General features: G+C 73.1%; 29 protein-coding genes. 8 read left to right on the top strand and 21 right to left on the bottom strand.

Features of this window, described 5'->3' with window-relative positions:
* Positions 1-129: 129 nt before the first annotated feature.
* Complete coding sequence (locus ACZ6ZN_RS13315; protein WP_398112102.1) at positions 130-1,413, bottom strand: geranylgeranyl reductase family protein; 1,284 nt, start codon at positions 1,411-1,413, stop codon at positions 130-132.
* A gap of 98 nt (positions 1,414-1,511) precedes the next feature.
* Between ACZ6ZN_RS13315 and ACZ6ZN_RS13310 the strand changes: the two genes are divergently transcribed.
* Both ACZ6ZN_RS13310 and ACZ6ZN_RS13305 read left to right on the top strand, forming a co-directional pair.
* Positions 1,512-2,018, top strand: coding sequence for a GNAT family N-acetyltransferase (locus tag ACZ6ZN_RS13310; RefSeq protein ID WP_398112103.1), 507 nt, complete (start codon positions 1,512-1,514; stop codon positions 2,016-2,018).
* Positions 2,019-2,136: 118 nt separating this feature from the next.
* Complete coding sequence (locus tag ACZ6ZN_RS13305) at positions 2,137-2,469, top strand: PASTA domain-containing protein (protein ID WP_451877312.1); 333 nt, start codon at positions 2,137-2,139, stop codon at positions 2,467-2,469.
* Between the two features lie 21 nt (positions 2,470-2,490).
* Here ACZ6ZN_RS13305 and ACZ6ZN_RS13300 read toward each other — a convergent pair whose 3' ends face one another.
* On the bottom strand, positions 2,491-3,186 hold the full coding sequence (locus tag ACZ6ZN_RS13300; protein ID WP_398112105.1) for a demethylmenaquinone methyltransferase: 696 nt from the start codon (positions 3,184-3,186) through the stop codon (positions 2,491-2,493).
* Between the two features lie 147 nt (positions 3,187-3,333).
* Here ACZ6ZN_RS13300 and ACZ6ZN_RS13295 point away from each other — a divergent pair, with 147 nt between their 5' ends.
* Positions 3,334-4,326, top strand: a complete 993-nt coding sequence (locus tag ACZ6ZN_RS13295; RefSeq protein ID WP_469645845.1) for a chitinase — start codon at positions 3,334-3,336, stop codon at positions 4,324-4,326.
* A 32-nt stretch (positions 4,327-4,358) separates the two neighbouring features.
* On the opposite strand, the gene ACZ6ZN_RS13290 is transcribed toward ACZ6ZN_RS13295, so the two are convergent.
* From ACZ6ZN_RS13290 to ACZ6ZN_RS13260, 7 genes are all read right to left on the bottom strand, one after another.
* Positions 4,359-4,958: a hypothetical protein gene (locus ACZ6ZN_RS13290; RefSeq protein WP_451877314.1), complete on the bottom strand. Its 600-nt coding sequence runs from the start codon at positions 4,956-4,958 to the stop codon at positions 4,359-4,361.
* 7 nt (positions 4,959-4,965) lie between these two features.
* The gene (gene mqnC, locus ACZ6ZN_RS13285) at positions 4,966-6,165 is read right to left on the bottom strand and encodes a cyclic dehypoxanthinyl futalosine synthase (RefSeq protein WP_467741878.1); all 1,200 of its coding nucleotides are present in this window, start codon (positions 6,163-6,165) and stop codon (positions 4,966-4,968) included.
* Between the two features lie 55 nt (positions 6,166-6,220).
* Positions 6,221-7,183 (bottom strand): lysostaphin resistance A-like protein, encoded by a 963-nt coding sequence (locus ACZ6ZN_RS13280; protein ID WP_469645842.1) that lies wholly within the window; start codon positions 7,181-7,183, stop codon positions 6,221-6,223.
* A gap of 121 nt (positions 7,184-7,304) precedes the next feature.
* On the bottom strand, positions 7,305-8,033 hold the full coding sequence (locus tag ACZ6ZN_RS13275; protein WP_451877317.1) for a prepilin peptidase: 729 nt from the start codon (positions 8,031-8,033) through the stop codon (positions 7,305-7,307).
* Between the two features lie 289 nt (positions 8,034-8,322).
* Positions 8,323-8,532, bottom strand: coding sequence for a hypothetical protein (locus ACZ6ZN_RS13270; protein ID WP_451877318.1), 210 nt, complete (start codon positions 8,530-8,532; stop codon positions 8,323-8,325).
* A 320-nt stretch (positions 8,533-8,852) separates the two neighbouring features.
* The gene (locus ACZ6ZN_RS13265) at positions 8,853-10,547 is read right to left on the bottom strand and encodes a serine/threonine-protein kinase (protein WP_469645839.1); all 1,695 of its coding nucleotides are present in this window, start codon (positions 10,545-10,547) and stop codon (positions 8,853-8,855) included.
* A 90-nt stretch (positions 10,548-10,637) separates the two neighbouring features.
* Complete coding sequence (locus tag ACZ6ZN_RS13260) at positions 10,638-11,486, bottom strand: menaquinone biosynthetic enzyme MqnA/MqnD family protein (RefSeq protein ID WP_451877320.1); 849 nt, start codon at positions 11,484-11,486, stop codon at positions 10,638-10,640.
* A gap of 352 nt (positions 11,487-11,838) precedes the next feature.
* On the opposite strand from ACZ6ZN_RS13260, the gene ACZ6ZN_RS13255 reads away from it, so the two are divergent.
* From ACZ6ZN_RS13255 to ACZ6ZN_RS13245, 3 genes are all read left to right on the top strand, one after another.
* On the top strand, positions 11,839-12,042 hold the full coding sequence (locus ACZ6ZN_RS13255) for a cold-shock protein (protein WP_003974443.1): 204 nt from the start codon (positions 11,839-11,841) through the stop codon (positions 12,040-12,042).
* Positions 12,043-12,152: 110 nt separating this feature from the next.
* Complete coding sequence (locus tag ACZ6ZN_RS13250; protein ID WP_469645836.1) at positions 12,153-12,497, top strand: hypothetical protein; 345 nt, start codon at positions 12,153-12,155, stop codon at positions 12,495-12,497.
* Between the two features lie 11 nt (positions 12,498-12,508).
* Positions 12,509-13,162, top strand: a complete 654-nt coding sequence (locus ACZ6ZN_RS13245) for a class I SAM-dependent methyltransferase (protein ID WP_469645833.1) — start codon at positions 12,509-12,511, stop codon at positions 13,160-13,162.
* A 42-nt stretch (positions 13,163-13,204) separates the two neighbouring features.
* Here ACZ6ZN_RS13245 and ACZ6ZN_RS13240 read toward each other — a convergent pair whose 3' ends face one another.
* The 3 genes from ACZ6ZN_RS13240 to ACZ6ZN_RS13230 all read right to left on the bottom strand — a co-directional run bounded on the left by ACZ6ZN_RS13240 (position 13,205) and on the right by ACZ6ZN_RS13230 (position 17,873).
* Positions 13,205-14,326 (bottom strand): sugar ABC transporter substrate-binding protein, encoded by a 1,122-nt coding sequence (locus tag ACZ6ZN_RS13240; protein WP_469645830.1) that lies wholly within the window; start codon positions 14,324-14,326, stop codon positions 13,205-13,207.
* Between the two features lie 108 nt (positions 14,327-14,434).
* Positions 14,435-16,351, bottom strand: a complete 1,917-nt coding sequence (locus tag ACZ6ZN_RS13235; protein WP_469645827.1) for an AMP-dependent synthetase/ligase — start codon at positions 16,349-16,351, stop codon at positions 14,435-14,437.
* Positions 16,352-16,583: 232 nt separating this feature from the next.
* Complete coding sequence (locus ACZ6ZN_RS13230) at positions 16,584-17,873, bottom strand: acetyl-CoA C-acetyltransferase (RefSeq protein ID WP_469645825.1); 1,290 nt, start codon at positions 17,871-17,873, stop codon at positions 16,584-16,586.
* Positions 17,874-17,978: 105 nt separating this feature from the next.
* On the opposite strand from ACZ6ZN_RS13230, the gene ACZ6ZN_RS13225 reads away from it, so the two are divergent.
* Complete coding sequence (locus ACZ6ZN_RS13225; protein WP_469645822.1) at positions 17,979-19,286, top strand: 3-oxoacyl-ACP reductase; 1,308 nt, start codon at positions 17,979-17,981, stop codon at positions 19,284-19,286.
* Positions 19,286-20,137 carry a MaoC/PaaZ C-terminal domain-containing protein gene (locus tag ACZ6ZN_RS13220; RefSeq protein ID WP_469645819.1) on the top strand — a complete coding sequence of 284 codons (852 nt, stop codon included), beginning with the start codon at positions 19,286-19,288 and terminating at the stop codon, positions 20,135-20,137. The genes ACZ6ZN_RS13225 and ACZ6ZN_RS13220 overlap by 1 nt, the downstream gene beginning before the upstream one ends.
* On the opposite strand, the gene ACZ6ZN_RS13215 is transcribed toward ACZ6ZN_RS13220, so the two are convergent.
* The 9 genes from ACZ6ZN_RS13215 to ACZ6ZN_RS13175 all read right to left on the bottom strand — a co-directional run bounded on the left by ACZ6ZN_RS13215 (position 20,125) and on the right by ACZ6ZN_RS13175 (position 26,558).
* On the bottom strand, positions 20,125-20,790 hold the full coding sequence (locus ACZ6ZN_RS13215) for a TetR/AcrR family transcriptional regulator (RefSeq protein WP_451877327.1): 666 nt from the start codon (positions 20,788-20,790) through the stop codon (positions 20,125-20,127). The genes ACZ6ZN_RS13220 and ACZ6ZN_RS13215 overlap by 13 nt on opposite strands.
* A 94-nt stretch (positions 20,791-20,884) precedes the next feature.
* Entirely contained in the window at positions 20,885-22,207 is a 1,323-nt protein-coding gene (locus ACZ6ZN_RS13210; RefSeq protein ID WP_469645816.1) for a dicarboxylate/amino acid:cation symporter, read from the bottom strand.
* 67 nt (positions 22,208-22,274) lie between these two features.
* Positions 22,275-22,376 carry a putative leader peptide gene (locus ACZ6ZN_RS13205; protein ID WP_398112124.1) on the bottom strand — a complete coding sequence of 34 codons (102 nt, stop codon included), beginning with the start codon at positions 22,374-22,376 and terminating at the stop codon, positions 22,275-22,277.
* A gap of 143 nt (positions 22,377-22,519) precedes the next feature.
* The gene (locus ACZ6ZN_RS13200) at positions 22,520-22,819 is read right to left on the bottom strand and encodes a DUF4229 domain-containing protein (RefSeq protein ID WP_398112125.1); all 300 of its coding nucleotides are present in this window, start codon (positions 22,817-22,819) and stop codon (positions 22,520-22,522) included.
* Between the two features lie 93 nt (positions 22,820-22,912).
* Entirely contained in the window at positions 22,913-23,437 is a 525-nt protein-coding gene (locus ACZ6ZN_RS13195) for a GNAT family N-acetyltransferase (RefSeq protein WP_469645813.1), read from the bottom strand.
* A gap of 16 nt (positions 23,438-23,453) precedes the next feature.
* Positions 23,454-24,104, bottom strand: coding sequence for a UdgX family uracil-DNA binding protein (locus ACZ6ZN_RS13190; protein ID WP_469645810.1), 651 nt, complete (start codon positions 24,102-24,104; stop codon positions 23,454-23,456).
* A 71-nt stretch (positions 24,105-24,175) separates the two neighbouring features.
* Positions 24,176-25,339, bottom strand: a complete 1,164-nt coding sequence (gene mqnE, locus ACZ6ZN_RS13185) for an aminofutalosine synthase MqnE (RefSeq protein ID WP_451877329.1) — start codon at positions 25,337-25,339, stop codon at positions 24,176-24,178.
* Between the two features lie 38 nt (positions 25,340-25,377).
* Positions 25,378-25,833, bottom strand: a complete 456-nt coding sequence (locus ACZ6ZN_RS13180) for an Lrp/AsnC family transcriptional regulator (RefSeq protein WP_398112129.1) — start codon at positions 25,831-25,833, stop codon at positions 25,378-25,380.
* Positions 25,834-25,895: 62 nt separating this feature from the next.
* Positions 25,896-26,558 carry a UbiX family flavin prenyltransferase gene (locus tag ACZ6ZN_RS13175; RefSeq protein WP_469646884.1) on the bottom strand — a complete coding sequence of 221 codons (663 nt, stop codon included), beginning with the start codon at positions 26,556-26,558 and terminating at the stop codon, positions 25,896-25,898.
* Between the last annotated feature and the right edge of the window lie 71 nt (positions 26,559-26,629).

Here is a 26,629-nt window from a genome sequence, read left to right as displayed (position 1 = left end):
GTCGGCGGCCCCTGCGGACGGCCTCGCGGACGACCCACGCGGACGGTCCACGAAGACGGTCCACGAAGACGGCCCGCCCGGAGCCGCCGTGGGACGGCGGCGCCGGACGGGCCGGGGAGTGCTGCCGGGTCAGGCCTTCGGGGCCACCTTGCTCAGCCCGTTGATGATGCGGTCCATCGCGTCGCCGCCCGTCGGGTCGGTGAGGTTCGCCAGGAGCTTCAGCGTGAACTTCATCAGCAGCGGGTGCGTGAGCCCGCGCTGCGTCGCGATCTGCATGACCTTCGGGTTGCCGATCAGCTTCACGAAGGCGCGGCCGAGCGTGTAGTAGCCGCCGTAGGTGTCCTTGAGGACACGCGGGTAGCGCTGGAGGGCCATCTCGCGGCCGGCCGGCGTCGGGCGGGCGTGGGCCTGCACGATGACGTCGGCGGCGAGCTGCCCGGACTCCATCGCGTAGGCGATGCCCTCGCCGTTGAAGGGGTTCACCAGTCCACCGGCGTCGCCGACGAGCAGCAGGCCCTTGGTGTAGTGCGGCTGGCGGTTGAAGGCCATGGGCAGGGCGGCACCGCGGATGGGCCCGGTCATGTTGTCGGGGGTGTAGCCCCAGTCCTCCGGCATGGACGCGCACCAGGCCTTGAGGACCTCGCGCCAGTCCAGCTCCTTGAAGGAGTCGGAGGTGTTGAGCACGCCGAGGCCCACGTTCGAGGTGCCGTCGCCCATGCCGAAGATCCAGCCGTAGCCGGGCAGCAGGCGGTCCTCGGGGCCGCGGCGGTCCCACAGCTCCAGCCAGGACTCCAGGTAGTCGTCCTCGTGGCGCGGGCTGGTGAAGTACGTGCGCACCGCCACGCCCATCGGGCGGTCCTCGCGGCGGTGCAGGCCCATGGCGAGGGACAGCCGGGTGGAGTTGCCGTCGGCGGCGACGACCAGCGGCGCACGGAAGGTGACCTCGCGCTTGTCCTCGCCGAGCTTGGCGTGCACACCCGTGATGCGGCCCGTGCGCTCGTCGACGATCGGGGCGCCCACGTTGCACCGCTCGAACAGCCGGGCGCCGGCCTTCTGCGCCTGCCGGGCGAGCTGCTCGTCGAAGTCGTCGCGCTTGCGCACCAGGCCGTAGTCGGGGAAGGAGGCGAGATCCGGCCAGTCGAGCTGGAGCCGCACCCCGCCGCCGATGATGCGCAGGCCCTTGTTGCGCAGCCAGCCGGCTTCCTCGGAGATGTCGATGCCCATGGCCACCAGCTGCTTGACGGCGCGCGGCGTGAGCCCGTCGCCGCAGACCTTCTCGCGCGGGAACTCCGTCTTCTCCAGGAGCAGTACGTCGAGTCCGGCCTTGGCGAGGTGGTACGCGGTGGTGGAGCCGGCTGGCCCCGCGCCGACGACGATGACATCGGCGGTGTTTTCGGAGAGGGGCTCGGTCACGGCGGGATCTCCCCAAGGTTCGAAATCTGCGTGCCGACCGGCACTGGACACGGGCAGTCTATTCAGCAGGATCGATCACCCGGCTGAAGGGCTGCCCTGTGAACCGAGCTCTCCCCGCAGTACGGCTGCGCGTGCCCACCGACGAGGACGCCGTCGCCTGGCACCGGATCTTCGCCGACCCCGAGGTCATGGAGTTCCACGGCGGCAGGCCCGCCGAGCTGTCCCTCTACGAGGAGCTCACCGCCCGGCAGCGGCGGCACGACGCCGAACGGGGCTTCTGCCTGTGGTCGGTGCTCGACGAGGAGGGCCGGGTGCTCGGCTTCACCGGAGCCCAGCCCTGGGAGCGGGACTGGGGTCCCACCGGGGAGATCGAGATCGGCTGGCGGCTGGGCCGGGAGCACTGGGGCCAGGGCTACGTCACCGCCGCCGCGCGGCAGACGCTGCGACGGGTGCGGGCGGCCGGTGTGCCGGACGTGGTGGCGATGGTCGACGCCGCCAACAGCCGCTCCATCGCGGTGACGCGGCGGCTCGGCATGCGCCTGGCCGAGACGTTCACCACGCCGGTGTCCGAGCGGTCCGGTCACTGCTACCGGCTCGCCCTCTGAGAGGGCGACCCGCTCCTCACTCTGCGTGATCGACTGTCACAGAAAGACACCGGACGCTTCCGGCCGGGACGGCGGCGGAGTTACCCTTCCTGTACCGCTGGGGGTGACATCTGTGCACATGTCCCGCAATACACCCGAAGTCCGCGTGCCGCGTCTGGTCGGCCTGATGGCGGTGGACGCGCGTGAGGCGGCCCGGTCGCGGGGTCTGTCGCTCAACGCGCCGGACCGGCCCGATCTCGGTGGCGTCGTCGTCGACTACGTCGTCCGCCAGTATCCGCAGCCCGGCGCGGAGGTGCCGCGGGACTCGATGGTCTACGTGTGGTTCGACTTCGGGCCGGGCGAGGGCGGCGGCGGCGTGCACGAGCCGCGCGTCCCGCCTCCGCCGCGGGGCGGACTCCAGCGCGAACTGGACGAGCCGGGCGACCCGTTCGCCGTCCTCAGCCCCCGCTGAGGACGGCCCCCTACGCCGGGGTCAGTCCTTCTTGAAGCCCCGGTGCAGCGCCACGATCCCGCCGCTCAGGTTGCGCCAGGCCACCCGGGACCAGCCGGCCCTGCCCAGCCGCTCGGCGAGGGCGGGCTGGTCGGGCCAGGCACGGATGGACTCGGCGAGGTAGACGTAGGCGTCGGGGTTGGAGGACACCGCCCGGGCGACGGGCGGCAGGGCGCGCATCAGGTACTCGGTGTAGACCGTGCGGAACGGCGCCCACGTCGGGTGCGAGAACTCGCAGATCACGATGCGCCCGCCGGGCCGGGTCACCCGGTGCATCTCCCGCAGCGCGGCGTCCGTGTCCTGGACGTTGCGCAGCCCGAAGGAGATCGTGACGGCGTCGAAGGTGTCGTCCTTGAAGGGCAGCCGGGTGGCGTCCCCGGCGGTGTAGGGCAGCCAGGGCTGACGCTGCTTGCCCACCTGGAGCATGCCCTGCGAGAAGTCGCACGGCACGACGTAGGCGCCGGTGCGGGCGAAGGGCAGCGAGGAGGTGCCCGTGCCGGCCGCCAGGTCGAGGACCTTCTGCGCGGGGCGGGCGTCGACCGCCTTGGCGACCTCCTTGCGCCACCGCCGGTCCTGGCCGAGGGACAGCACGTCGTTGGTCAGGTCGTACCGTTCCGCCACGTCGTCGAACATCGAGGCGACTTCGTGCGGCTGCTTGTCCAGGGATGCGCGGGTCACGGGCCCATTCTTGCAGCAGCCCCACCGGGCGGGAGCCGCGGCGTGCCCCCGGGCGTCCTCACCACCGTGGGGAGGACGCGGCCGGGATCCGTACCGGGCCGCCGACCGCGGGACGGGGTGGTCCGGGCGGGAGAAGGAGCGTGCGGCATGAGGGGTTTCCGCGATCCGGTGGCGGCGGGGCTGGGCTGTCTGCTCGCCCTGGCCGCCGCGGGGTGCTCAGGACCGGGCGGGGCGTCCGCGGCGGCGCCAGCGAGCGCCGCCCCCGGCACGTCGTACGCCCCGTACGTCAGCGCCGCCGACCCCGCCCCCACCGACACGGCCGGCTCCCCCACGGCGTACAACCTGGCCTTCGTCACGGCCGACGGCGGCGACTGCACCCCGCGCTGGGACGGCTCGCACGCGGTCGATGACGCGGCCGTCGGGGCCCGGATCGCCGCGCTCGGCAGGGACGGCCGGCAGGTCCGGGTCTCCTTCGGCGGCGCCTCCGGAACGGAACTCGGCGCCGCGTGCGGCAGCGCCCGAGAGCTGGCGGCGGCGTACGGGAAGGCCCTGGACGCGGCCGGCACCTCGCTGGCCGACTTCGACATCGAGGGCGACGCGCTGACCGACTCCGCGTCCGTGGAGCTGCGTTCGCGGGCGATCGCCCGGTTGCAGGACGAACGGCCCGGCCTGGAGGTGACGTTCACGCTCCCGGTGATGCCCTCGGGCCTGGACGAGCACGCGCTGGTCCTGCTCGGCTCCGCCAACGACCACGGGGTGCGGGTCCGCACCGTCAACCTGATGACGATGAACTACGCCCGTGAGTACCACGGTGACATGGGCGGGTACGCCCGCACGGCCGCGAGGGCCGCGCACGCGCAGCTGCGGAAGGTCTTCGGCACCTCGGAGGCGGCCGCCTGGCACGGCATGGCCCTCACCTCGATGATCGGCGTCAACGACGTCCCCGGCGAGACCTTCACGCTCGCCGACGCGGCCGAGGTCCGGGCCTTCGCCGAGGAGAAGGGGCTCGCCTGGGTGTCGGTGTGGGCCGCCTTCCGCGACCGGCGGTGCGGCGAGGAGCCGTCGGCCGCCGGCGCGCCGGTCACGTGCAGCGGAGTGGAGCAGGAGGACGGGGCGTTCGGGGCGGCGTTCGGCGTGTAGGCGCGCCGGGCGCTTCCCGCGGGACCGCGCGCTCAGCGCCCCCGGTACACCAGACGGCCGCCCACGACGGTGGCCACGCAGGTGGCCGCGCCGTCCCGCACGAGCGCGGCCCGGTCGGGTACGTCGAACACCGCGAACCGGGCGGGCCGGCCGGCGGCGAGCCCCGGGAGCAGCACCAGCGGCTTCGGCGAGAGGGACGCGGGCCCGGGCAGGGTGGCCGGGCGTCCCGCCAGGGCGAGCCCCGCGCCGCGCACCGCGTCCAGGGCCGCGCGGCTTCGCAGTTCACCGGCGACGGCGACCGTGCCGTGCGCCAGCATGCGCTGCACCCCGCGGCGCGCACTGGCACCCCGCGCGGACGGGCCGGCGTCGAGGAGGGCCCGGGCACGCTCCCCGAAGAGCGGTTCGGTGCCCAGCCGGTCCGCTTCGCGCGGGTCCGGGTGGTAGGCCTGCTCCAGCAGTTCCGGACCGTACGGGTTGAGCAGGCCGGGCGTCAGGATGCCGGGCCACCGGCGCACGCGGGCCCGCGGATGGCCGGCGGCCAGCTCCTCGTACGGGCCGACGGCGGCGAGCTGGGCGCCCTCGACCAGGACGGCCGTGCCGGGCGAGGCCTCGCAGACGTGGAGGGTCAGCACGGTGGCGTCAGTTGGGAGCCAGCAGCTTCAGCTCGGGGTGAGCCGTGCCGCCCTCGATGGCCGTGGAGGAGATGTGCGAGACGACGCGGTCGTCGACGGGGTCGTTCGCCGGGTCGTCGTGGACGACCAGGTGCTCGTACGTCGTCGACCGCTGCGCGGGGACGCGGCCGGCCTTCCGGATGAGGTCGATGATCTCCATCCGGTTGGAGCGGTGCTTGGCACCGGCGGAGGAGACGACGTTCTCCTCCAGCATGATCGAGCCCAGGTCGTCGGCGCCGTAGTGCAGGGAGAGCTGGCCGACCTCCTTGCCCGTGGTGAGCCAGGAGCCCTGGATGTGGGCGATGTTGTCCATGAACAGCCGGGCGATGGCGATCATCCGCAGGTACTCGAAGAGCGTCGCCTGCGTGCGGCCCTTCAGGTGGTTGTTCTCGGGCTGGTAGGTGTACGGGATGAACGCGCGGAAGCCGCCCGTGCGGTCCTGGACGTCCCGGATCATCCGCAGGTGCTCGATGCGCTCCGCGTTGGTCTCGCCGGTGCCCATGAGCATCGTGGAGGTGGACTCGACGCCCAGGTTGTGGGCGATCTCCATGATCTCCAGCCAGCGCTCGCCGGACTCCTTCAGCGGGGCGATGGCCTTGCGGGGCCGCTCGGGCAGCAGCTCGGCACCGGCGCCGGCGAAGGAGTCGAGGCCCGCGGCGTGGATGCGCTGGATGGCCTCCTCCACGCTCACCTTGGAGATCCGGGCCATGTGCTCGACCTCGGACGCGCCCAGCGAGTGGATCACCAGCTGCGGGAAGGCGTCCTTGATGGCCTTGAAGTGCTTCTCGTAGTACTCGACGCCGTAGTCCGGGTGGTGGCCGCCCTGGAACATGATCTGGGTGCCGCCCAGCTCGACCGTCTCGGCGCAGCGGCGCAGGATGTCGTCGAGGTCGCGCGTCCAGCCCTTGGCGGTGTCCTTGGGCGCGGCGTAGAAGGCGCAGAAGCGGCAGGCCGTCACGCAGACGTTCGTGTAGTTGATGTTGCGCTCGATGATGTACGTCGCGATGTGCTCGGTCCCGGCGTACCGGCGGCGGCGTACGGCGTCGGCGGCGGCGCCCAGGGCGTGCAGCGGGGCGTCCCGGTACAGCACGAGTGCCTCGTCCGGGGTGATCCGCCCACCGGCGGCTGCACGGTCGAGGATGGGCTGAAGGTCGGCCTTCTCGGTCACCGGGCGTCCCTTTCGTAAGGGTTGTGGACGGACCAGCCCAGCGTACGCCAGGGGATCAGGGCGTCGGACGCCAGGCCGTGGGGGCGGGGTACGGCGGCGGGACGGGCGGGGCGGACGGCGGGGCGGGCGGCGGGGCGAGGCGCTGCGGCCGGTGGCGCCGGGCGAGCCGCAGGACGAGGCCGGCGTAGAGCAGGTCGGCCGCCACCGACACGAGGGTCAGCTGCCACGGCATGTCCGCCGCGGTCTCCTCCGACGACAGCCCGCCGACGACCGCGGCGGAGGCGCCGAAGGCGAGCAGGTTGTTCAGCACGTGCAGCGCGATCGCGGCCTCCAGTCCGCCCGTGCGGAGGGTCAGCCACCCGGCCACCAGACCGTTGACCAGCAGACCGGTGAAGCCCCACGGGGTGCCCCAGCCGTGGGCGGCGGCGAACAGCACGGCCTGCGGAAGCACCGCGATCCACGGTGACCGGGCGAAGGCCCCGACCGCCTGGGTGAGCCAGCCCCGGAAGACGTACTCCTCGGCGGCGGCCTGGAACGGGACGAGGAGGAGCAGGACGGTCGAGGAGAGAAGGAAGGAGCGCCACCCCACCCAGGCGTCGGACCCCTCGGCCCCGGGCAGCAGGAAGGCGGCCGCCGTCAGCAGCCCCACGGGGAGCAGGGCGACGGGCAGGCACCGGCCCAGCCAGCCGACGCGCAGCCGCCCGGTGACCGACGACACGGTCCCGGCGGGCCGCCGGCCGGGCCACAGCACGACCAGCAGTACGAGGGGCAGGGCGACGGCGAGGGACACGAGCTCCACCGCGGTGTCCCCGAGGGGCCCGAGGTCCGGACCGCCGTCGGCCGCCTCGGGCAGCCCGGCCGCCAGGCCGAGCGCGTAGGAGCCGACGAACACCACGAGCACGGCGAGGACGTACCCGACGAGGAAGAGCAGCGCACCGGTCGGGGGCCGCCACCAGCGGTGGCGGCCGGTGGCGTGGTCCAGGCGGTGGTAGGGCAGACCGGGTGTCGGGGTCGTCATGATCGCCATTCTGGCGACGGGGCGGCTCCGGGACGTCCGCCCGGAGCAGGAGGCCGGATTCATGCCCAGGGGTGATCTGCCGCTGCCCGCAAACGTGTTGCGGCTGTCCGGCGCCCGGGGCTCACGCCGTGTACGCGCCCACGAGGAGGCCGAGGAGGGCGCCGGTGATCAGGAACGGGCCGAAGGGGATGGCCGTCTTGCGGTCGGCACGGCGCAGGAGCACGAGGGCGCCGCCGTACAGGGCGCCCAGGGCGAACCCGGCGAGGGTGCCGAGCATGAGAGTCGGCCAGCCGTACCAGCCGAGGACGGCACCGGCGCCCAGGGCGAGTTTGACGTCGCCGAAGCCCATGCCCGCGGGGTTGATCAGGAAGAGGACGAAGTAGCCGCCGCCCAGGGCGAGCGCGCCGAGCAGCGCGGTGGTCCACTCCCCCGCGTGCTCGGGCACCAGGGCGGTGACGCCCAGCAGGACCAGGGCCGCGGCGGCGAGCGGCAGGGTGAGGGGGTCGGGCAGCCGCCGCACGCGGAGGTCGACGACCGTGAGCAGGACGCCGACGGGCGCGAGCAGCAGCCAGACGCCCAGCTCGGGCCGGGTACCGGTGGCGGCGGCGAGCAGGGCGCAGACGAGAGCGGTGGAGATCGCCAGGGGTGCCGCGCGCGGGCCGTCCCCGGCACCGGCGCAGTCCCGGCAGGCGGCCGGACCCCACCAGCCCCGCAGGACGTGCCCCTGCGCGCACCGCTCCCGCCACGGTTCGCCGGACGGCACGGAGAACCGGTGGGCCGCACGCGGCAGCAGCATGCCCGACGCCGCGCCCCACAGCAGGGCGGCCAGGACGAGGAGAGGGGTGCTCATCCGGCCGCCGCCCCGACGGCGGACGGGTCGGAGAGGACGGAGCGGACGGAGTGGACGGAAGCGAAGGTGCGCGGTCGCGGCATGGCACGTCCCCCCGGCGTCGTGTCGGCCCTGCGGCGACGCCTGCGGTGCCCTCGGCGTCGACTCGGCCAAACCCTATGCGCTCGGCCTCTCCTTGCCCATGCCGAACTCCGGTTTCCAGCACCCCACTCGGCACGCGCCCCGGTGGGGCCGCCCCGGATGCGGGAAGGCCCCGGATCCGTGATCCGGGGCCCTCGCGTGCGTCTCGTCAGGAGGCGACGGCGACGTGGAGGTGCAGGTCCGCCGCGATGCCCTGCGGCGAGACGGCGAGGCCGAGGCCGCCGCCCACACCGGCGGTGAGACCGGCGGCCGTGGTCTCCAGGTGGAGACCGGCCGCGGCGCCCGCCTGTCCACCGGCGACGGCGTCCAGCTCGGCGTCGGTCATCGGGGCGGTCTCGATCTGCGGGGTGAAGGCCATGAGGGGCGGGTCCCTTCGGTTGCATGAGGCACGGGTGCTGGAGCGCGACCGATCAAAACACGCGGGGTGGAAGGCGGCCAGCCGCCCGCGGCGCAGGTGAGGCGGGCGCCGGTGACGGCGTCCACGTCTGTGGCCGTTCGGTCACCGGCCGCCCCACACCCTTCACACCTCGGTGACCCGGCGGTCGCGGAACACACCGGAAGCGCGGCCCCACCGACCCCGCCCCCGCCCCCGCCGGGTGTTCCTGCGGCCTCCCGGTGAACGGTGTGCAGATCCCCCGGATGTTCCGGGTGCACCACCGCGGTACGCCGGTCCGCGCCCTACCGCACCTTCGACAGCCGCGCCTCCGGGCGGCCCGCGGCCTCGCTCTCCGAGCGGTAGCGCAGGTCGTCGCCCACGGGCGTCAGCCGGACCGTCGTGGGGGCCGGATCGCAGCCGGCGTGGTTGGTCTTCTCCCCGGCCGACGCGGCCACCAGCTCCTTGCCCGTCACCTTCTTCAGGGTCAGTACGTCGACACAGACACCGCCGAGCGCGTCCGTCTGCCGCACCTTTCCCAACTGCCCTCCCACCGCCGCCTGCTCGACGGTGACGCGGAACGTCCCGACGGGCAGGCCGCCGTTCAGGGCCGTGCCCCGGCCCTCCCAGGTGCCGAGGTAGGCGGCGGGCACCGCGCCGGACGGGGCGGGGGCCGCGGTCGCCGCGGGCGGGGAGCCGGGGCCCGCGCCGGAGTCGCCCGAGTCGTCGTCGGAGCCGCGGCCCGGCAGCAGGTCGAGGACGAGCACCGAACCGATCGTCACGGCCGCCATCGCGCCCGCGACCGCCAGTGCGACCGTGCAGCTCAGCTTCCGCACGCGCCCGCCGCCCTCCTGCCCGGACGCGGCGGCGACGGAGACGGACACCTTGCCCTTGCCGGGCCGTCGGCCGCCGGAGGTCCCGGAGCCTTCCTGGTCCCGCCCGCCGTCCCCGTCCCGCGGGCCGGGCACATCCGCGGGAGCGGGCGGGGCGGTCCCCGGGGTGGGCGGCGCCGGCATGACCGGCGGGGGGCCGAACACGCCCGTGCCCGGCGGACTCACGGAAGGGTTGCTGAATCCGAGCGGTCCCGACGGGGTCTCCGTCGCGGCGGCCTCCAGGTTCAGCAGCCGCACGGCGCTGCGGCTGACCTGCTCCACCAGGGGGCCGGGCAGCCACCCGCCCGCCACCAGCCGGGCCGCGCCCCCGGGGGCCAGCCGGCGGGCCAGATCCGCCGGGGAGGGGCGCTCACCCGGGTCCTTCGCCAGGCAGGCGGCCGTCAGGGTCCGCAACTCACCGTCGAGCAGACCGAGTTCCGGCTCCTCGTGGACCACCTTGTAGAGCAGGGCGGCCGAGGAGTCACCGGGGAAGGGCGGTTCGCCGGTGGCCGCGAACGCGAGGACCGCGCCGAGCGAGAAGACGTCCGCCGCCGCGGTGACGCCCCTGCCCAGGATCTGCTCGGGCGACATGTAGCCGGGCGAGCCGATGGAGACGCCCGTGGAGGTCAGGGAGGCCGTGCCGTCCGTGGCGCGGGCGATGCCGAAGTCGATCAGCAGCGGGCCGTCGAGGGTCAGCAGGACGTTCGACGGCTTGACGTCGCGGTGCACCAGACCCAGGTCGTGCACGGCGGACAGCGCCTCGGCCAGCCCGGCGCCCAGGGCGCGGACCGTGTGGGCCGGCAGGGGACCGCCGTCGGCGACCGCGGCGGACAGCGCGGGGCCCGCCGCGTACGCCGTCGCCACCCACGGCACCCGCGCGTCCGGGTCCGCGTCCAGGACGGGCGCGGTCCAGGCACCGCCCACCCGGCGCGCGGCGTCCACCTCGCGCCGGAAGCGTGCGCGGAACTCCTCGTCCAGCGCGAAGTGCGGGTGGACGATCTTCACGGCGACCGTGCGGCCCCCGGCGCTGCGGCCGAGGTAGACCCGGCCCATGCCGCCGGAGCCCAGCCGGCCGAGCAGCCGGTAGGGCCCGACCACCGTGGGTTCGTCGACGTCGAGCGGCCGCATGCCGTCACCCCTCCCCCGTGGGCGGCCGGGGCGCACCCGTGGGCCCCGGCCGCCGCGCTCCTGGCAGCGTAGTGCCGCGGGGCGCGCGGCTCACGGCTGGAGGAGGTCCACCTTCACGTCCGCGGGGAAGCCGGTGGTCGGGCCGACCCGGCGGGCGAACTCCGCGACCGCCTCCAGCTGCGGGCCGCCGAAGCGGAAGTCGAGCGTGGTGAAGTAGCGGGCCAGGGTCTCCTCGTCGAAGGCCTCCCAGCGGGCGGCCTGCTCGGCGACCTTGCCGACCTCCTCCAGGGAGAGGTTGCGGGAGGCGAGGAAGGCCTCGTGCACCTTGCGCGTGATCACCGGCTCGCGCTCCGCGTAGTCGCGGCGCGCGGCCCAGACCGCGAAGACGAACGGCAGGCCCGTCCACTCCTTCCACAGGGCGCCCAGGTCGTGCACGTCCAGGCCGTAGCGCGGGCCGTCGAGCATGTTGGCGCGCAAGGCCGCGTCGCCGATGAGGACGGCGGCCTCGGCCTCCTGCATCATCAGGCTCAGGTCGGGCGGGCAGGTGTAGTAGTCCGGCTGGACGCCGTAGCGCTCGGCGAGGAGCAGCTGGGCGAGGCGGACGGAGGTGCGGGAGGTCGACCCGAGGGCGACGCGGGCGCCGTCCAGCCGGTCGAGCGGGACCTGCGAGACGATCACGCACGACATCACCGGGCCGTCGCAGCCGACGGCGATGTCGGGGAAGGCGACCAGGTCGTCGGCGTGCTTGAGGAACTCGACGAGGGTGACGGGACCGATGTCGAGATCGCCCTGCACCAGCTTCTCGCTGAGCTTCTCCGGGGTGTCCTTGGTGAGCTCGAAGTCGAGGAGCGTGCCCGTTCTCGCGAGCCCCCAGTAGAGGGGCAGGCAGTTCAGGAACTGGATGTGGCCGACGCGCGGCCGGGTGCGAGGATTGTCCACATCGTGAGGCTAGCCCTCGGGGCGCACGACCCGGCGCGCGGGCCCGGGTGAAGGCGCCGGCCGGGCTCCGGTCGGCTCCGCCGTCGGGGTGGGGCGGGCGATCATGTGTTCTCGGCCAGTCGGCCCGGGATGTTCAAACATTCGGGTGACGTGATCTTGACCCCTATTGCATTCCGGGTCCCGCGTGCTAGGCTCGTCGCAAGTTGCAGTTTGGTTTCCCTTGCAGTACAGAGCCTGCGGAGCATGTGACCGCGGGCTCTCGTCATTCTCAGACATATGCACTTGTGCAGAATTCATCTTCACACTTGCTGGTTCTGGAGCAGGGCAACCCTTTTGAGCCCAAGGAGGGCTTATGGCTACCGGAACCGTGAAGTGGTTCAACGCCGAAAAGGGCTTTGGTTTCATCGCCCAGGAGGGCGGCGGCCCCGACGTCTTCGTCCACTACTCCGCGATCAACGCGCAGGGATTCCGGTCCCTGGAGGAGAACCAGCAGGTGTCTTTCGACGTCACGCAGGGTCCGAAGGGCCCGCAGGCTGAGAACGTCACCCCGGTCTGATCAGCAGTACCCAAGGAGCCCCGCGCCGTCAGGCGACGGGGCTCCTGCCCTTTTCTTCCCCGGACGTCCGGTGAATTCCCGGCGAATTCCCGCCGTGGGACGATCGACGGATGGAACACGTTCCGGAGAACAAGCGGGAAGGCGGCGGGACTCCCGCCGAGGGGCCGGGTCCGACGGGGGCGCCGCTCGGTCTGGCGGCCGGTATTTCCCTCGGCACGGCCGTGGGACTCGTCCTCGGCCTGACCGTCTTCGACAACGTCGGCCTGGGACTCGCGGTCGGCCTCGGCTTCAGCACGGCGATCGGTGCGGGAGCCGGAATCGGGGCGGACCGGAAGCGGCCCCAGGGCAGTGGCGAGCCGCCGTCCGCGGAGCACCCCGACCGGCCGTCGCCCGAGGCGTCCGGGGCGTCCGGAGAAGAGGGGGACCGCCCGCCTCCGGAGGAGCGGCCCCGGTAGGGTCCCGGGGCATGGCTGACACGGATTTCGTGAGCGCGACCCGCACCTTCTACTACACCGTCGCCGAGGACTACGCCGCGCAGTTCCGGAAGCCGCACACGGACGTGGTGCTGGACCGGGTGCAGCTGGACGCCTTCGCGGAGCTGGTCGGCGAGGGCGGGCGGGTCGCCGACCTGGGGTGCGGGCCCGGACGGGTCACGGCCTACCTGGCGTCCCGGGGGCTGTCGGTGTCCGGCCTGGACCTGTCGGAGTCCATGCTGGCGATCGCCCGGCGCGAGCACCCGGGTCTGCGCTTCGAGCGGGGCTCGATGCTGGAGCTGGACCTGCCCGACGCCTCGCTCGACGGGGTCGTGGCCTGGTACTCGACCATCCACACGCCCGACGAGCACCTGCCCGCCCTGTTCGCCGGCTTCCACCGCGTCCTGCGCCCCGGCGGGCACCTGCTGCTGGGCTTCCCGTGCGGTGACGAGCCCCGCCACTACGAGCGGGCCTTCGGCCACGAGGTCTCCCTGACCTTCCTGCGGCGCAGGCCGGAGGGCGTCGCCGCCCTGCTGGCCGAGGCCGGTCTCGCCGTCCGCTCCACGACGGTGCGGGCACCGGACGAGGACCGGGGCGACCCGGTCCCCCAGGCGTCCCTCATCGCCCGCAGACCGCGGGAGCGGTGAGCCGCCCGCCGCCCGGCGGTCCGCCCGCCGGGGGCGCGGTCCCTACTCCAGCCCGATGGCCCGGCAGTCCGCCTTGTACGGGGCCGTGCAGATGTCCTTCACCGTGTACACGCCGTCCGTGATCACGGTCTCCTCGATGGTGTCCCTGGTCAGGGCGACGACCGGGACGAGCATCGCCGGGATGTTGCGCTGCGTCGGGCTGTCGACCGTCTCGCGGGTCAGCGCCGCGAACTCGATCGAGCGGTCCTGCACCTTGGCGACGGCGATCTTCGCCGCGTTCGTCGCCTCCAGCGAGAAGGACTTGTACACGGTCATGTACTGCTCGCCGGAGACCACCCGCTGGACGGCGTCGAGGTTGGCGTCCTGGCCGGTCACGGGCGGGATCTTCGTGGCCCCGGCCTCCTTCAGCGCCTCGATGACGGCGCCCGCCATGCCGTCGTTGGCGGAGTAGACCGCCGCGATGTCGTTCAGCCCGACCGCCTTGATCGCCTTGCGCATGTTCGCCTTGGCGACGGCCGGCTTCCACTCCGCGGTGTCGTAGCGCCTCACGATCTGCACCTGGCCCTGGAGTTCGCCGAGGGCACCGGTCTTGAAGCGGGCGGTGTTGGGGTCGGCGGGGTCGCCGTTCATCATGACGACCTTGCTCTTCTCGGCCCGGTCGCCCAGTTCGCCGACGATCGCGCGGCCCTGCACCTGGCCGACGAGTTCGTTGTCGTGGGAGACGTAGGCGTCGATCGGGCCCTCGGCCAGGCGGTCGTAGGCGATGACGGGGATGCCGGCCGCCTTGGCCTTGCGCACGTCCGCGGCGACGGCCTTCGAGTCGAGCGCGTCGACCAGGATGACGTCGACCTTGTCGGCGACCATCTGCCGGAACTGCTCGCTCTGTCTGGAGACGCTGGCCTCGGCGTTGGCGTAGCGGACCGTGCCACGGCCGTCGGTGAGGGACTCGACCTCCTGCTTGATCAGGGGGTGGTCGAACTTCTCGAAGCGGGCCGTGTCCTTGTCCGGCAGCAGCAGGCCGACCGTGATGTCGTCGGCCTTCGCCGCGGTCTCGTCGTCGCTCGCGTCGCCGCTGCACGCGGTGAGGGACACGGCCGACAGGGCGGCCGCCAGGGCCAGGGCGAGGGGGCGCGCGGCGGCCCGGCGGGTGTTGCGGGGTATCACTGGGTGGTGCCTTCCGTGGGGGGAGCATCGCGTCGACGTGGCAGAAAGCCAACGGGGCGGCACGGTGCGTCGTCAACAACCCCGTGTGAAGACTCCGCGAAGGTGCATCTAGGTGTAGAGGCCCTCTACTTCTGCGGCGAAGTCGCGCAGGACGGCCTCGCGGCGGAGCTTCATCGAGGGGGTCAGATGGCCGGCCTGCTCGGTGAAGTCCACGGGCAGGACGGCGAACCGGCGGATCGACTCGGGGCGGGAGACCATCTTGTTGGCCTCGTCGACGGCCCGCTGAAGGACCGCGCGCAGCTCCTGGTCGTCGGCGAGGAGGGTGGGCGGCACGGGGTGCTTGCCGTTCATCTGGCGCCAGTGGGTGATGCCGTCGGGGTCGAGGGTGATGAGGGCGGTGACGTAGGGGCGGCCGTCGCCCAGGACGAGGCACTGGGAGATCAGCGGGTGCGAGCGCAGCCAGTTCTCCAGGGGTGCCGGGGCCACGGACTTGCCGCCCGCGGTGATCAGGAGCTCCTTCTTGCGGCCGGTGATCGTGAGGTAGCCCTCGTCGTCCAGGGCGCCGAGGTCGCCGGTGGGGAGCCAGCCGTCGGGGGCGGCGGGGACGACACCGCCGGCCCTCGGGTCCCAGTAGCCGCGCAGGACGTGGTCGCCGGCGACGAGGATCTCGCCGTCGGCGGCGATGCGCACCCGGGTGCCCGGCAGGGGCCAGCCCACCGTGCCCAGGCGGGGTTTGAGGGGCGGGGTGACCGTGGAGGCGCCCGTGGTCTCCGTCAGGCCGTAGCCCTCGAAGATCTCGATGCCGGCACCGGCGTAGAAGGCGGCGAGGCGGCGGCCGAGGGGGGAACCGCCGCAGATCGCGTAGCGGACCCGGCCGCCCATGGCGCCGCGGAGCCGGCGGTAGACCAGCGGGTCGTACAGGGCCCGGGCGGCCTTGAGGGCGCGGGTGGGGCCGGGCCCGGTGCCCGTCTGGCGGGCCTCGACGGCCTCCCCGTAACGCTGCGCCACCGCCGCCGCGCGGTCGAAGGTCGCGGCCCGGCCGGCCGACTCGGCCTTGGCGCGGGCGGAGTTGAAGACCTTCTCCAGCATGTAGGGGATCGCCAGCAGGCAGGTCGGCCGGAAGCTCTGCAGGTCCGGGAGCAGGTCCTGCGCCTTGATGCTGGGCGCGTGGCCCAGCCGGACGCGGGCCCGGATGCAGGCGATGGCCACCATGCGGCCGAAGACGTGGGACATGGGCAGGAACAGCAGGACGGAGGCCTCTTCGCTGGTCCTCGCCCGGAAGACCGGGTAGAGCAGCTCGATGGCGTTGTCGACCTCGGCGAAGAAGTTGCCGTGGGTGAGCGCGCAGCCCTTCGGGCGGCCGGTGGTGCCGGAGGTGTAGACGAGCGTGGCCAGGGTGTCGGGGCCGAGCATGCCGCGCCGCACCTCGACCTCCGGGTCGGCCAGCCGTGCCCCGGCCTCGGCGAGCCGGTCCACATGGCCCTTCTCGACGATCCACAGGTGCTTCAGGTCGGGCAGGCGCTCGCGCTCGGGGCCGAGGGCGGCGGCCTGGGCGGCGGTCTCGGTGACCAGGGCGACCGCCCCCGAGTCCTGGAGGATCCAGCGGGTCTGGAACGCCGAGGACGTGGGGTAGACGGGGACGGTGACCAGTCCGGCCGCCCAGGCGGCGAAGTCCAGGACGGTCCACTCGTAGATCGTGCGGGCCAGCACGGCGATCCGGTCGCCCGGTGCGAGCCCCTCGGCGATCAGCCCCTTCGCCACGGCCAGGACCTGGGCGGCGAACTCGCCGGCCGTGACGTCGCTCCACCGCCCCTCGGCGTCCTTGCGGCTGAGGGCGACGGCCCCCGGGTCGGCGCTCGCGTTGTCGAACGGCAGGTCGGCGAGCGAGCCGTGCGTCCACGGCGGGGCGAGGGGCGGCACGGACGCCTCCCGCACCGCCCCGTCCAGCCGCCGCACCTCGGGCTCGACCGGCACCGGCCCGCCGTACACGTCGCCGTGGGCAGAGGAGGAAGGGGCAGTGGACACGGGCGGCTCCTGGGGCGTGCAGCGGGGAACTGCTTGCTGCATGACGTACGTGCCTCGCACGCCGAGGCGCTCAACCGGCGTGACCCGGACGGGGGGTTACTGACGGTAGGAAGGGGATCGTACGGCGTTCACGTGGCGGGTCTGTGCGTGTTCGGGGATGGTCCGGCGCCGGGCCTGTGCATGCTCGGGGGTTACCTGAGGGTCGTTCACCTCCGGTGCCGGGCCGTCCCGCTCAGGCGCGCTCCAGCACCGCCGTCACGCCCTGCCCGCCCGCCGCGCACACCGAGATCAGACCCCGGGCGGGGGCGTCCCGTTCGGCGAGGAGCTTGGCGAGGGTGGCCACGATCCGGGCGCCGGTGGCGGCGAAGGGGTGCCCGGTGGCGAGGGAGGAGCCGGCCACGTTGAGCCGGGCGCGGTCGAGTGTGCCGAGGCCGCGCTTCTCCCAGGCCGCGAGGGTGGCCAGCACCTGGGAGGCGAAGGCCTCGTGGATCTCGACGAGGTCGAAGTCGTCCAGGGCGAGCCCGGCCCGCTCCAGCATGCGCGGGACCGCGTACGCGGGCGCCATGAGCAGCCCGTCCTCCCCTCCGGCCACGTCCCCGCCGGCGAAGTCGACGGCCGCCGTCTCGTACGCCGTCAGATACGCCAGCGGCGCCAGCCCGCGCTCGCGCGCCCATTCCTCGCTCGCCAGCAGCACGGTGGCCGCGCCGTCGGTCAGCGGGGTGGAGTTCCCGGCCGTCATGGTCGGTTCGGGCTGGTCGAGACCGAACACCGGGTTGAGCGCGGCGAGTTGCTCCACCGTCGAGCCGGGTCGCAGGTTCTGGTCGCGGTCGAGGCCGCGGAAGGGGACCACCAGGTCCTCGAAGAAGCCGCGTTCGTACGCCGCCGCCAGCCGCTGGTGGCTGGCCGCGGCGAGTTCGTCCTGGGCCCGGCGGCCGATGCCCCAGGCGCGGGCGGTGACGGCGGCGTGCTCGCCCATGGACAGCCCGGTGCGCGGCTCGGCGTTGCGCGGGATCTCGGGGACGAGGTGGCCGGGGCGCACCTTCGCCAGCGCCTTCAGCCGTCCGCCCGGGGTCTTCGCCCGGCGGGCCGCCAGCAGGATGCGGCGCAGGGAGTCGTTGACGCCGAGGGGGGCGTCGCTCGCGGTGTCGGCGCCGCCCGCGATCGCCGAGTCGGTCTGCCCGAGGGCGATCTTGTTGGCGGCGGCGATGACGGCCTGGAGCCCGGTGCCGCAGGCCTGCTGGATGTCGTAGGCGGGGGTGCGGGGGTCCAGCGCCGAGCCGAGGACGCTCTCGCGGGCGAGGTTGAAGTCGCGGCTGTGCTTGAGGACCGCTCCGGCGACGAACTCGCCGACCACGCCCGGCCCTTGCAGGCCGTGCCGCTCGACGAGGCCGTCCAGGGCGGCGGTGAGCATCTGCTGGTCGGAGGCGGTGGCGTAGGGACCGTCGGAGCGGGCGAAGGGGATGCGGGCGCCGCCGAGGATCGCCACGCGCCGTACCGACGGTGCCAGTTGCTGGGGGCTCATCTCGACCTGCTCCTCGTCCGTGACGTAGCCTTACCTCCGGTAACCTTACTCCGAAGTAAGCATGTGTGAGCGTCCAGCGCCGTCACCGGGACCCGGGAGTTGCCCATGGCCGACCGCTATCTGCGTTTCACCGGTACCGCGCCCGGCCGCTTCCTGACGCGCCGGCTCGGGCTGCCGCAGCCGGCTCCGCTGGCCCGCTGGTCCCCCGAACACCCGGTCCTGGAGGGCGGCCTGCGCCTGCTCACCGCCGGGCGGTCCGCCCTGGACGCGGCTCCCGTCCTGGCCCGTACAGGGCTGGGCCCGGCCGGCCCGGACCGGGCGGCCGCCGTCGTGCTGGACGCGACCGGGGTGCGGGACGTCGACGGACTGGCCGAGGTGCACGCGGCGCTGCACCCGGTGCTGCGCTCGGTCGTCCCGAGCGGCCGCGTGGTGGTGCTCGGCGCTCCGCCCGACCCGGCCGACCATCACCAGGCCGCGGCCCAGCAGGCCCTGGAGGGCTTCACCCGCTCGCTCGGCAAGGAGATCGGCCGGGGCAGGACGGTCAACCTGGTCCGGCTGACCGACACCACGGCCGCCGAGTCCACGCTGCGGTTCCTGCTGTCGCCGAAGTCGGCCTACGTCAGCGGTCAGGTGATCGAGGTCGGGGCGCGGCAGGAGCCGCCGGCCGCCCTGGACTGGGAACGCCCCCTGGCGGGGCGTACCGCCCTGGTCACCGGTGCGGCCCGCGGCATCGGTGCGGCCGTCGCCGGGACGCTCGCGCGGGACGGGGCCCGGGTCGTCGTGCTCGACGTGCCGCAGGCCGCGCAGGACGCCCGGCTCCTGGCCGGCCGGCTCGGCGGCACGGCGCTGCCCCTCGACATCACGGCCGCCGACGCGGGCGCCCGGATCGCCGACGCCCTCCCGGACGGCCTGGACCTGCTGATCCACAACGCGGGCATCACCCGGGACCGGCGGCTGGTGAACATGCCCGCCGAGCGCTTCGGTTCCGTGCTGGAGGTGAATCTGGCGAGCGTGCTGCGCACCACGGACGCCCTGCTGAAGGCAGGGGCGCTGCGGCGCGGCGGATCGGTCGTGGCGACGGCGTCGATCGCGGGCCTGGCGGGCAACGCGGGCCAGACCAACTACGCGGCGAGCAAGGCGGGTGTGGTCGGCCTGGTGCGCTCACTCGCGCCGCGGGCGCTCGCCGAGCACGGTGTGACCGTCAACGCGGTCGCGCCCGGTTTCGTCGAGACGGCGATGACGGCCGCGATCCCGCTGTTCATCCGGGAGGCGGGCCGGCGGATGAACTCCCTGGCCCAGGGCGGGCTTCCGGCCGACGTCGCCGAGACCACGGCCTGGCTGGCGCATCCGGCGTCGGGCGCGGTCAACGGCCAGGTCGTCCGCGTCTGCGGCCAGAGCCTGCTGGGGGCGTGATGAGCGGCCCCACCGACCTCGTCCTGCGGACCTCCCCGTCCCTCGCCCCGCTCCTGGCGCGCGGCGCGCTGCTGTCGCCCGCCAAGCGGCCCTCGCCGGACGCCGTGTTCCCGCGCACCCGGCTCGTGCTGCCCGGGCTGCGGGTGGACCTCGCGCGGCTGGCGGCGTACGAGCGGGTCTGCGGGTTCCCGACCGGGGACGACGCCCTGCCGGTCACCTACCCGCACGTGCTGGGGTTCCCGCTGGCCATGCGGCTGATGAGCGCACGGGCCTTCCCGCTGCCGCTGCTGGGCCTGGTGCACACCTCGATCGAGGTCGCGCGGCACGGGCCGATGCCGGCGACCGGGCGCTACGGACTCCTGGTGCACGTCGAGGCGTTGTCCCCGCACCGGCGCGGCACCGAGGCCACCGTGGTCACCGAGGTGCGCGACGACGACGGGGAGCCGGTGTGGGAGTCCAGGAGCACCTACCTGGCCCGCCACCCCGTGCGGCGGGTGTCCGGACCCGCGCGCGAGGAGGAGCCCGAACCGCTGCCCGCCGTGGCCGAGTGGCGCCTCGCCGGGGACGTGGGGCGCCGCTACGGGGCCGCCTCCGGCGACCGCAACCCCATCCACCTGCACCCGCTCACCGCGCGGCTGTTCGGCTTCCCCCGGGCGATCGCGCACGGCATGTGGACGGTGGCCCGCTGCCTGGCCGCCCACGGCACGCCCGACCGCTGCTCGGTACGGGCACGGTTCCGGGCGCCGGTGCTGCTGCCGGGCACGGTGACCTACGCGGCGAAGGGCGGCCGGTTCGCATTGCGCGGTGCGCGGGAGCGGCTGCACCTCACGGGGGACGTCTACCCGGCGTGAGGTTCCGGCCGGTCCTGCGGCGGTGACCAGGGCCGGCCCGCCATCAGGTCGCCCAGCCCGGCCCAGGAGAAGTTCATCAGGGTGGCCGCGGCCTGGCGGGCCGTGACGCCCGGCGTGGCGTTGGCCCAGGCGGCGAGCGACTCGGCCGCCCCCACCAGGGCCTCGGCGAGCCCGGCGACCTCGCGCTCGGGGAGCTCGGGATTGCGGTGCGCCTCCCGGGCGGCGGCGAGGATCAGCTCGGTCACGAACGCGACGATCTCGGCGCGCATGGCGGTGATCTCGGCGGCGAAGGGCTCGCCGTGCGTCCGGGCCTGGAGGTGCAGCACCGACCAGGCGTCCGGGTGCTCGGCGGTGTGCGCGAAGAACGCGCCGAGGCCCTCCCACAGTTGCCGGTCGGCGGGCAGGTCCGGGCGGACCCCGGCCCGCACCGCCTCGACGAGGGCGGCGGCCTCCCGGCGGATGCAGGCGGTGAAGAGGTCTTCCTTGGAGTTGAGGTACAGGTAGACCAAGGGCTTGGAGACGCCCGCGAGTTCGGCTATCTCGTCCATCGAGGCGGTCATGTAGCCGCGCTGGCCGAAGATCTGCACGGCGGCGTCCAGCATCTGCTGCTCACGGACCGCACGCGGCATCCGCTTGGTCTTCACGGCACCCATAGCGCCCAAGCGTACGGGCCCCCCGGTCCGCCACCGGCCGGAAACCGGCCGGGGCGGCCCGGGGGGCCCTCCACGCGTCACGTCACCCGTGCTGTCACACGGCGGCGGGGACACGCTCCGTGCTGTCGCGCGGCTCGTCGGCCTGCTCGTCGGCCGGCTCGTCCAGGGAGGAGCCGTCGGCGGTGGCGTAGGCGTCCCGGTCGAGCAGGTTCTCCCGGGCGGAGACCAGCACCGGGATCAGCGCCTGGCCGGCGACGTTGGTGGCGGTGCGCATCATGTCGAGGATCGGGTCGATCGCGAGCAGCAGGCCCACGCCCTCCATCGGCAGGCCGAGGGTGGACAGGGTCAGGGTCAGCATGACCGTCGCACCGGTGAGACCGGCCGTGGCGGCCGAGCCGACCACCGAGACGAACGCGATCAGCAGGTAGTCGCCGACGCCCAGCTGGATGTCGAAGATCTGGGCGACGAAGATCGCGGCGATCGCCGGGTAGATCGCGGCGCAGCCGTCCATCTTGGTCGTGGCGCCGAACGGCACGGCGAAGGAGGCGTACTCCTTCGGCACGCCGAGGCGCTCGGTGACCTTCTGCGTCAGCGGCATGGTGCCGACCGAGGAGCGGGAGACGAAGGCCAGCTGGATGGCGGGCCAGGCGCCCTTGAAGAACTGCACCGGGTTGGTCTTGGCGACCGTGGCCAGCAGCAGCGGGTAGACGCCGAACATCACCAGGAGGCAGCCGATGTAGATGTCGGCGGTGAAGGTCGCGTACTTGCCGATCAGGTCCCAGCCGTAGGTGGCGATGGCGAAGCCGATGAGGCCGATCGTGCCGAGCGGGGCGAGCCGGATGACCCACCACAGCGCCTTCTGGAGCAGGCTGAGGACGGACTCGCTCAGGGTGAGGATCGGCTGGGCCTTCTCGCCGAGCTGGAGGGCGGCGATACCGGCGACGGCGGCCATGAACACGATCTGGAGCACGTTCAGCTCGGTGAACGGCGTGATCACGTCGGTCGGGATGATGCCGGTCAGGAAGTCGATCCACGAGCCGGTGTGCTCGGGCTTCGCGCCGTCCTTCGGCGTGAGCCCGGTGCCCGAGCCCGGGTTGGTGACCAGGCCGATGACCAGGCCGATGCTGACCGCGATCAGCGAGGTGATCATGAACCACAGAAGGGTGCGCGAGGCCAGGCGGGCCGCGTTGTTGACCTTCCGCAGGTTGGTGATCGACACCAGGATCGCGAAGAAGACGAGGGGGGCGACGGCCAGCTTCAGCAGGCCGATGAAGGTGTCGCCGACCTTCTCCAGGGTGGTGACCAGCCAGGACAGGTCCTGACTGCGGGCGAGCCAGCCGAGCAGCACACCCAGGACGAGACCGGCGAGTATCTGGGCCCAGAAGGGCACCTTGAAGGACTTCGTGTGTGAGGACACGGACCGACTCCGTTGGGGGGACGCGTAGGGGGGAGCTGACGTGGGGACGACGGGGTGTTGCGTTACGTCAGGGACGACAGAAAGCGGACGCGCACCGACAGAGATCCACGTGCAGCCGCGCCACGAGCGGAACGCTCGGGGGCAACGAGGGCGCGACTGCTGACGTCATACAACGACCTTAACACCGGAGCTTTGAGGACCCCAAAGCCTAGCTTTGAGAGGTGACGGGACACACACACCCATACAAGGCAAAGCGCCCCGTGTCCGCACAGGTACGGAGACGGGGCGCTGTACGCCGGAAAGGGAGGGTTCCTACGAGGTCTGCCCCTGGGCCCGGGCGGTGTCGTCGGCGACGTCCTCCTGGCTGCGGTTGGCGTCCAGGTTCGCCTTCATGCGGTCGACCCGCTGCGCGACCTGGACGGATGCACGGTCGCGCTCCTTGCGCAGGACGACGAAGCTGATCGGCGCGGAGATCAGCAGGGCGAGCAGGACGACCCACAGGCCGTTGCTGTCGCCCAGGCCGCGCGGGGCGATACCCGAGTAGACGGCGCCCCAGACGACGACCAGGCAGCCCACGAAGACACCGAGGCGCATCAGCGTGTAGCGGAGCATCTCAATCCACTCTTCCGGTTTCGAACGGCCAGAACGCACCCAAACGGGCACCGTCCAGTGAAGCACGCCGGACGGCCGGTTCCGGCACGGGGGTCAGCCCAGGGGGAGCAGCATCACGACGTCGTCCCGGTCGTCTCCGGGCGCCACCCGGATCGCCCCCGGGATGCGGCCGACCTCCTTGTAGCCGCAGGAGGCGTAGAAGCGCTCCAGCCCCAGCCCGCCGCGGCAGGTCAGCCGGATCGCCTCGATCCCGTCGATCCCCCGGGCGGCGTCCGCGGCGGCCGCGAGCAGGTCGCGGCCGTACCCCTTGCCCTGGTGGCGCGGGTGCACCATCACCGTGTACAGCCACAGCCAGTGGGTCATCAGGTGATGGGTGTTGAGCGTCAGGAACGCGGTCGCGGCGACCCGCCCCTCCCCGTCGTGCCCGACGAGCAGCCTGACCTGCCCTTCCGCCATCGACGCGAAGTGCCTGACCAGCACGGGCCGGATCTCCTCCGGCGTCACCGGCGGCACGAACCCGACCGCGCCCCCGGCGTTCGAGACGTCGGTCCACAGGACGAGGATGCCGTCCCGCAGCTCGGGGGTGACGGCGGGATCGAGCGTGAAGGTAAGGGGCATGCGCCGATTCTAGCTATTACGACAGCGCCCGGGCCGCCACGTCCAGGTCGGACACCAGCCCCGCGTAGGCCGCCTCCCGGTCGTCGGACCGCAGCACCGCCGAGGGGTGGACGGTGGGCACCAGCCGCTCGGGGCGCCCGTGGATCTCCTCCTCCAGCACGGTCCCGCGCACCTGCGTGACCCGGAAGGAGGACCCGAGCAGCGCCTTCCCGGCGGTGGCCCCCAGCACGACGATCAGCTCCGGCTCGACGACGGCCAGCTCGGCGGCCAGCCACGGCCCGCACGCGGTCGCCTCCCGCAGGGTCGGCGCCTTGTGGATCCGCCGCTTGCGCGGCTCGGCCCGGGTGAACTTGAAGTGCTTGACGGCATTGGTGACGTACGCCTCGCCCGGGTCGATGCCGGCCTCGGCCAGCGCCCGGTCGAGCAGCCTCCCGGCCGGCCCGACGAACGGCTTGCCCTGCCGGTCCTCCTGATCCCCGGGCTGCTCCCCCACGAGCATCACCCGGGCGTCCGCGCTCCCCGCCCCGAACACGGTCTGCGTGGCATCCCGGTGCAGCGGACACCCCCGGCACCCGGCAGCGGCCTCCCGCAGGGCGGGAAGCCCGCCGCGCCGGGGAACGAAGGGCTCAGCGGTATAGGCGTCCTCAGGCGCCGAGGTCCCGGCCATGCCCTCCGGGTACCCCACCCAGGGGCGCGGGGAACTGCGCGCCAGCCCCCACGCACCTGCACCTAAAACGGTCACACCCGCATGGCCTGCGGCGCCTCGCGAAGCGAAGGGTCGGGCCCCTCGTACTCCCGGATGATCTCGTACCGCGTGTTGCGCTCCACCGGCCGGAACCCGGCGTCCCGGATCAGATCGAGCAGGTCCTCACGCGTCAGCTTGTTCGGCGTGCCGTAGTTGTCCGCGTCGTGCGTGATCTTGTACTCGACGACCGACCCGTCCATGTCGTCCGCGCCGTGCTGGAGCGCGAGCTGCGCCGTCTGCACGCCGTGCATGACCCAGAAGACCTTGACGTGCGGCACGTTGTCGAACAGCAGCCGCGACACCGCGAAGGTCTTCAGCGCCTCCGCGCCGGTCGCCATCTGCGTCCGCGCCTGGAGGCGGTTGCGCACCTTGCCGTCCTGCATGTCGACGAAGTCGTGCTGGTACCGCAGCGGGATGAAGACCTGGAAACCGCCGGTCTCGTCCTGGAGCTCACGCAGCCGCAGCACGTGGTCCACGCGGTGCCGGGGCTCCTCGATGTGCCCGTACAGCATCGTGCAGGGGGTCTTGAGACCCTTCTCGTGCGCGAGCCGGTGGATGCGGGACCAGTCCTCCCAGTGGGTGCGGTGGTCCACGATGTGCTGCCGGACCTCCCAGTCGAAGATCTCCGCGCCACCGCCGGTCAGCGACTCCAGGCCGGCGTCGATCAGCTCGTCGAGGATCTCCGAGGCGCTCATCCCCGAGATGGTCTCGAAGTGGTGGATCTCCGTCGCCGTGAAGGCCTTCAGGGAGACGTGCGGCAGCGCCGCCTTCAGCTCGCGCAGCGAGCGCGGGTAGTACCGCCACGGCAGGTTCGGGTGCAGCCCGTTGACGATGTGCAGCTCGGTGAGGTTCTCCGCCTCCATCGCCTTCGCGAGCTTGACGGCCTCCTCGATGCGCATCGTGTACGCGTCCTTCTCCCCCGGCTTGCGCTGGAAGGAGCAGTACGCGCAGGAGGCCGTGCAGACGTTCGTCATGTTGAGGTGACGGTTGACGTTGAAGTGCACGACGTCGCCGTTCTTGCGGGTGCGCACCTCGTGCGCGAGGCCGCCGAGCCAGGCCAGGTCGTCCGACTCGTACAGCGCGACGCCGTCCTCACGGGTCAGGCGCTCACCGGCCCTGACCTTCTCCTCCAGCTCGCGCTTGAGCCCGAGATCCATTGCCCACACCTTTCTACGACGACGACCCAACCGTACGGCTACATCTCTTCCGGCAGTTCCCCGACCCGGTTCTCCCACTTCGTGGACAGCACGATCGTCGTGCGCGTCCGGGAGACGCCCTCGATGCCGCTGAGCCGCCGGATCATCCGCTCCAGGCCGTCCACGTCCGCCGCGCGCACCTTGAGCATGTACGAGTCGTCGCCCGCGATGAACCAGCAGTCCTCGATCTCCGACAGGTCCTTCAGCCGCTGCGCCACGTCCTCGTGGTCGGTGGCGTCCGAGAGCGAGATGCCGATGAGGGCGGTGACGCCGAGACCGAGCGAGGCGGCGTCGACGGTGGCCCGGTAGCCGGTGATCACCCCGGCCGCCTCCAGCCGGTTGATGCGGTCGGTGACGCTGGGTCCCGACAGCCCGACGAGGCGTCCCAGCTCCGCGTAGGAGGCCCGGCCGTTCTCCCTCAGGGCCTGGATGAGCTGCCTGTCCACCGCGTCCATTGCGATCGAAGCCTTCCGCTGAAGTTGTCGTTGAGTCCGAGGGGTTCGGGGTTCGGTCGTGCTCAGTCGGCGCGCTGCGCCGCGCCGCCGAGCTCACCCTGCCAACGGCGGTAGAGCCCGTGCGGCACGCCCGCCGCGTCGAGTACGCGCCCGGCGACGAAGTCCACCAGGTCCTGGATGTGCGTCGCCCCCGCGTAGAAGGCGGGTGAGGCCGGCACGACGATCGCGCCGGCGTCGTCCAGCGTGACGAGGTGCCGCAGGGTCTGGCCGTTCAGCGGGGTCTCCCGCACGGCCACGATCAGCTTGCGGCCCTCCTTCAGGGTGACGCTCGCCGCCCGCTGGAGCAGGTCCTTCGACAGCCCGAGCGCGACCCCGGCCACGCTCGCCGTCGAGGCGGGCACGATGAGCATGCCCTTGGTCGGGTACGACCCCGAGGAGGGACCGGCGGCCAGGTCGCCGGCGCTCCAGTGCCGTACGGAGTCGATGTCGACGGAGAAGGTGCCCGGCTTGCCGTCGGCGCCCCGGGAGAGCCATGTGCGCAGGTCGGACTGCCAGTGGGCGTCCCGGAAGGAGATCCCGGTCTCGTCCAGCAGGGTGAGCCGGGAGGCCCGGGACACCACGAGGTCGACGCTCTCTCCCGCGGCGATCAGGGCCCGCAGCACGGCGGCGGCATACGGAGTGCCCGAGGCACCGGACACCCCTACGATCCAAGGCGTACGCGGCATCTCGCCTGGCTTGACTGGGTTCACGACACCGAGCCTATCCGGCGTCGGCAGGTGGGAACCGGCCCAGGGGG

It is taken from the genome of Streptomyces sp. NPDC053665 (assembly GCF_055585285.1).
This window is presented reverse-complemented; position numbering and strand designations above follow the sequence as displayed.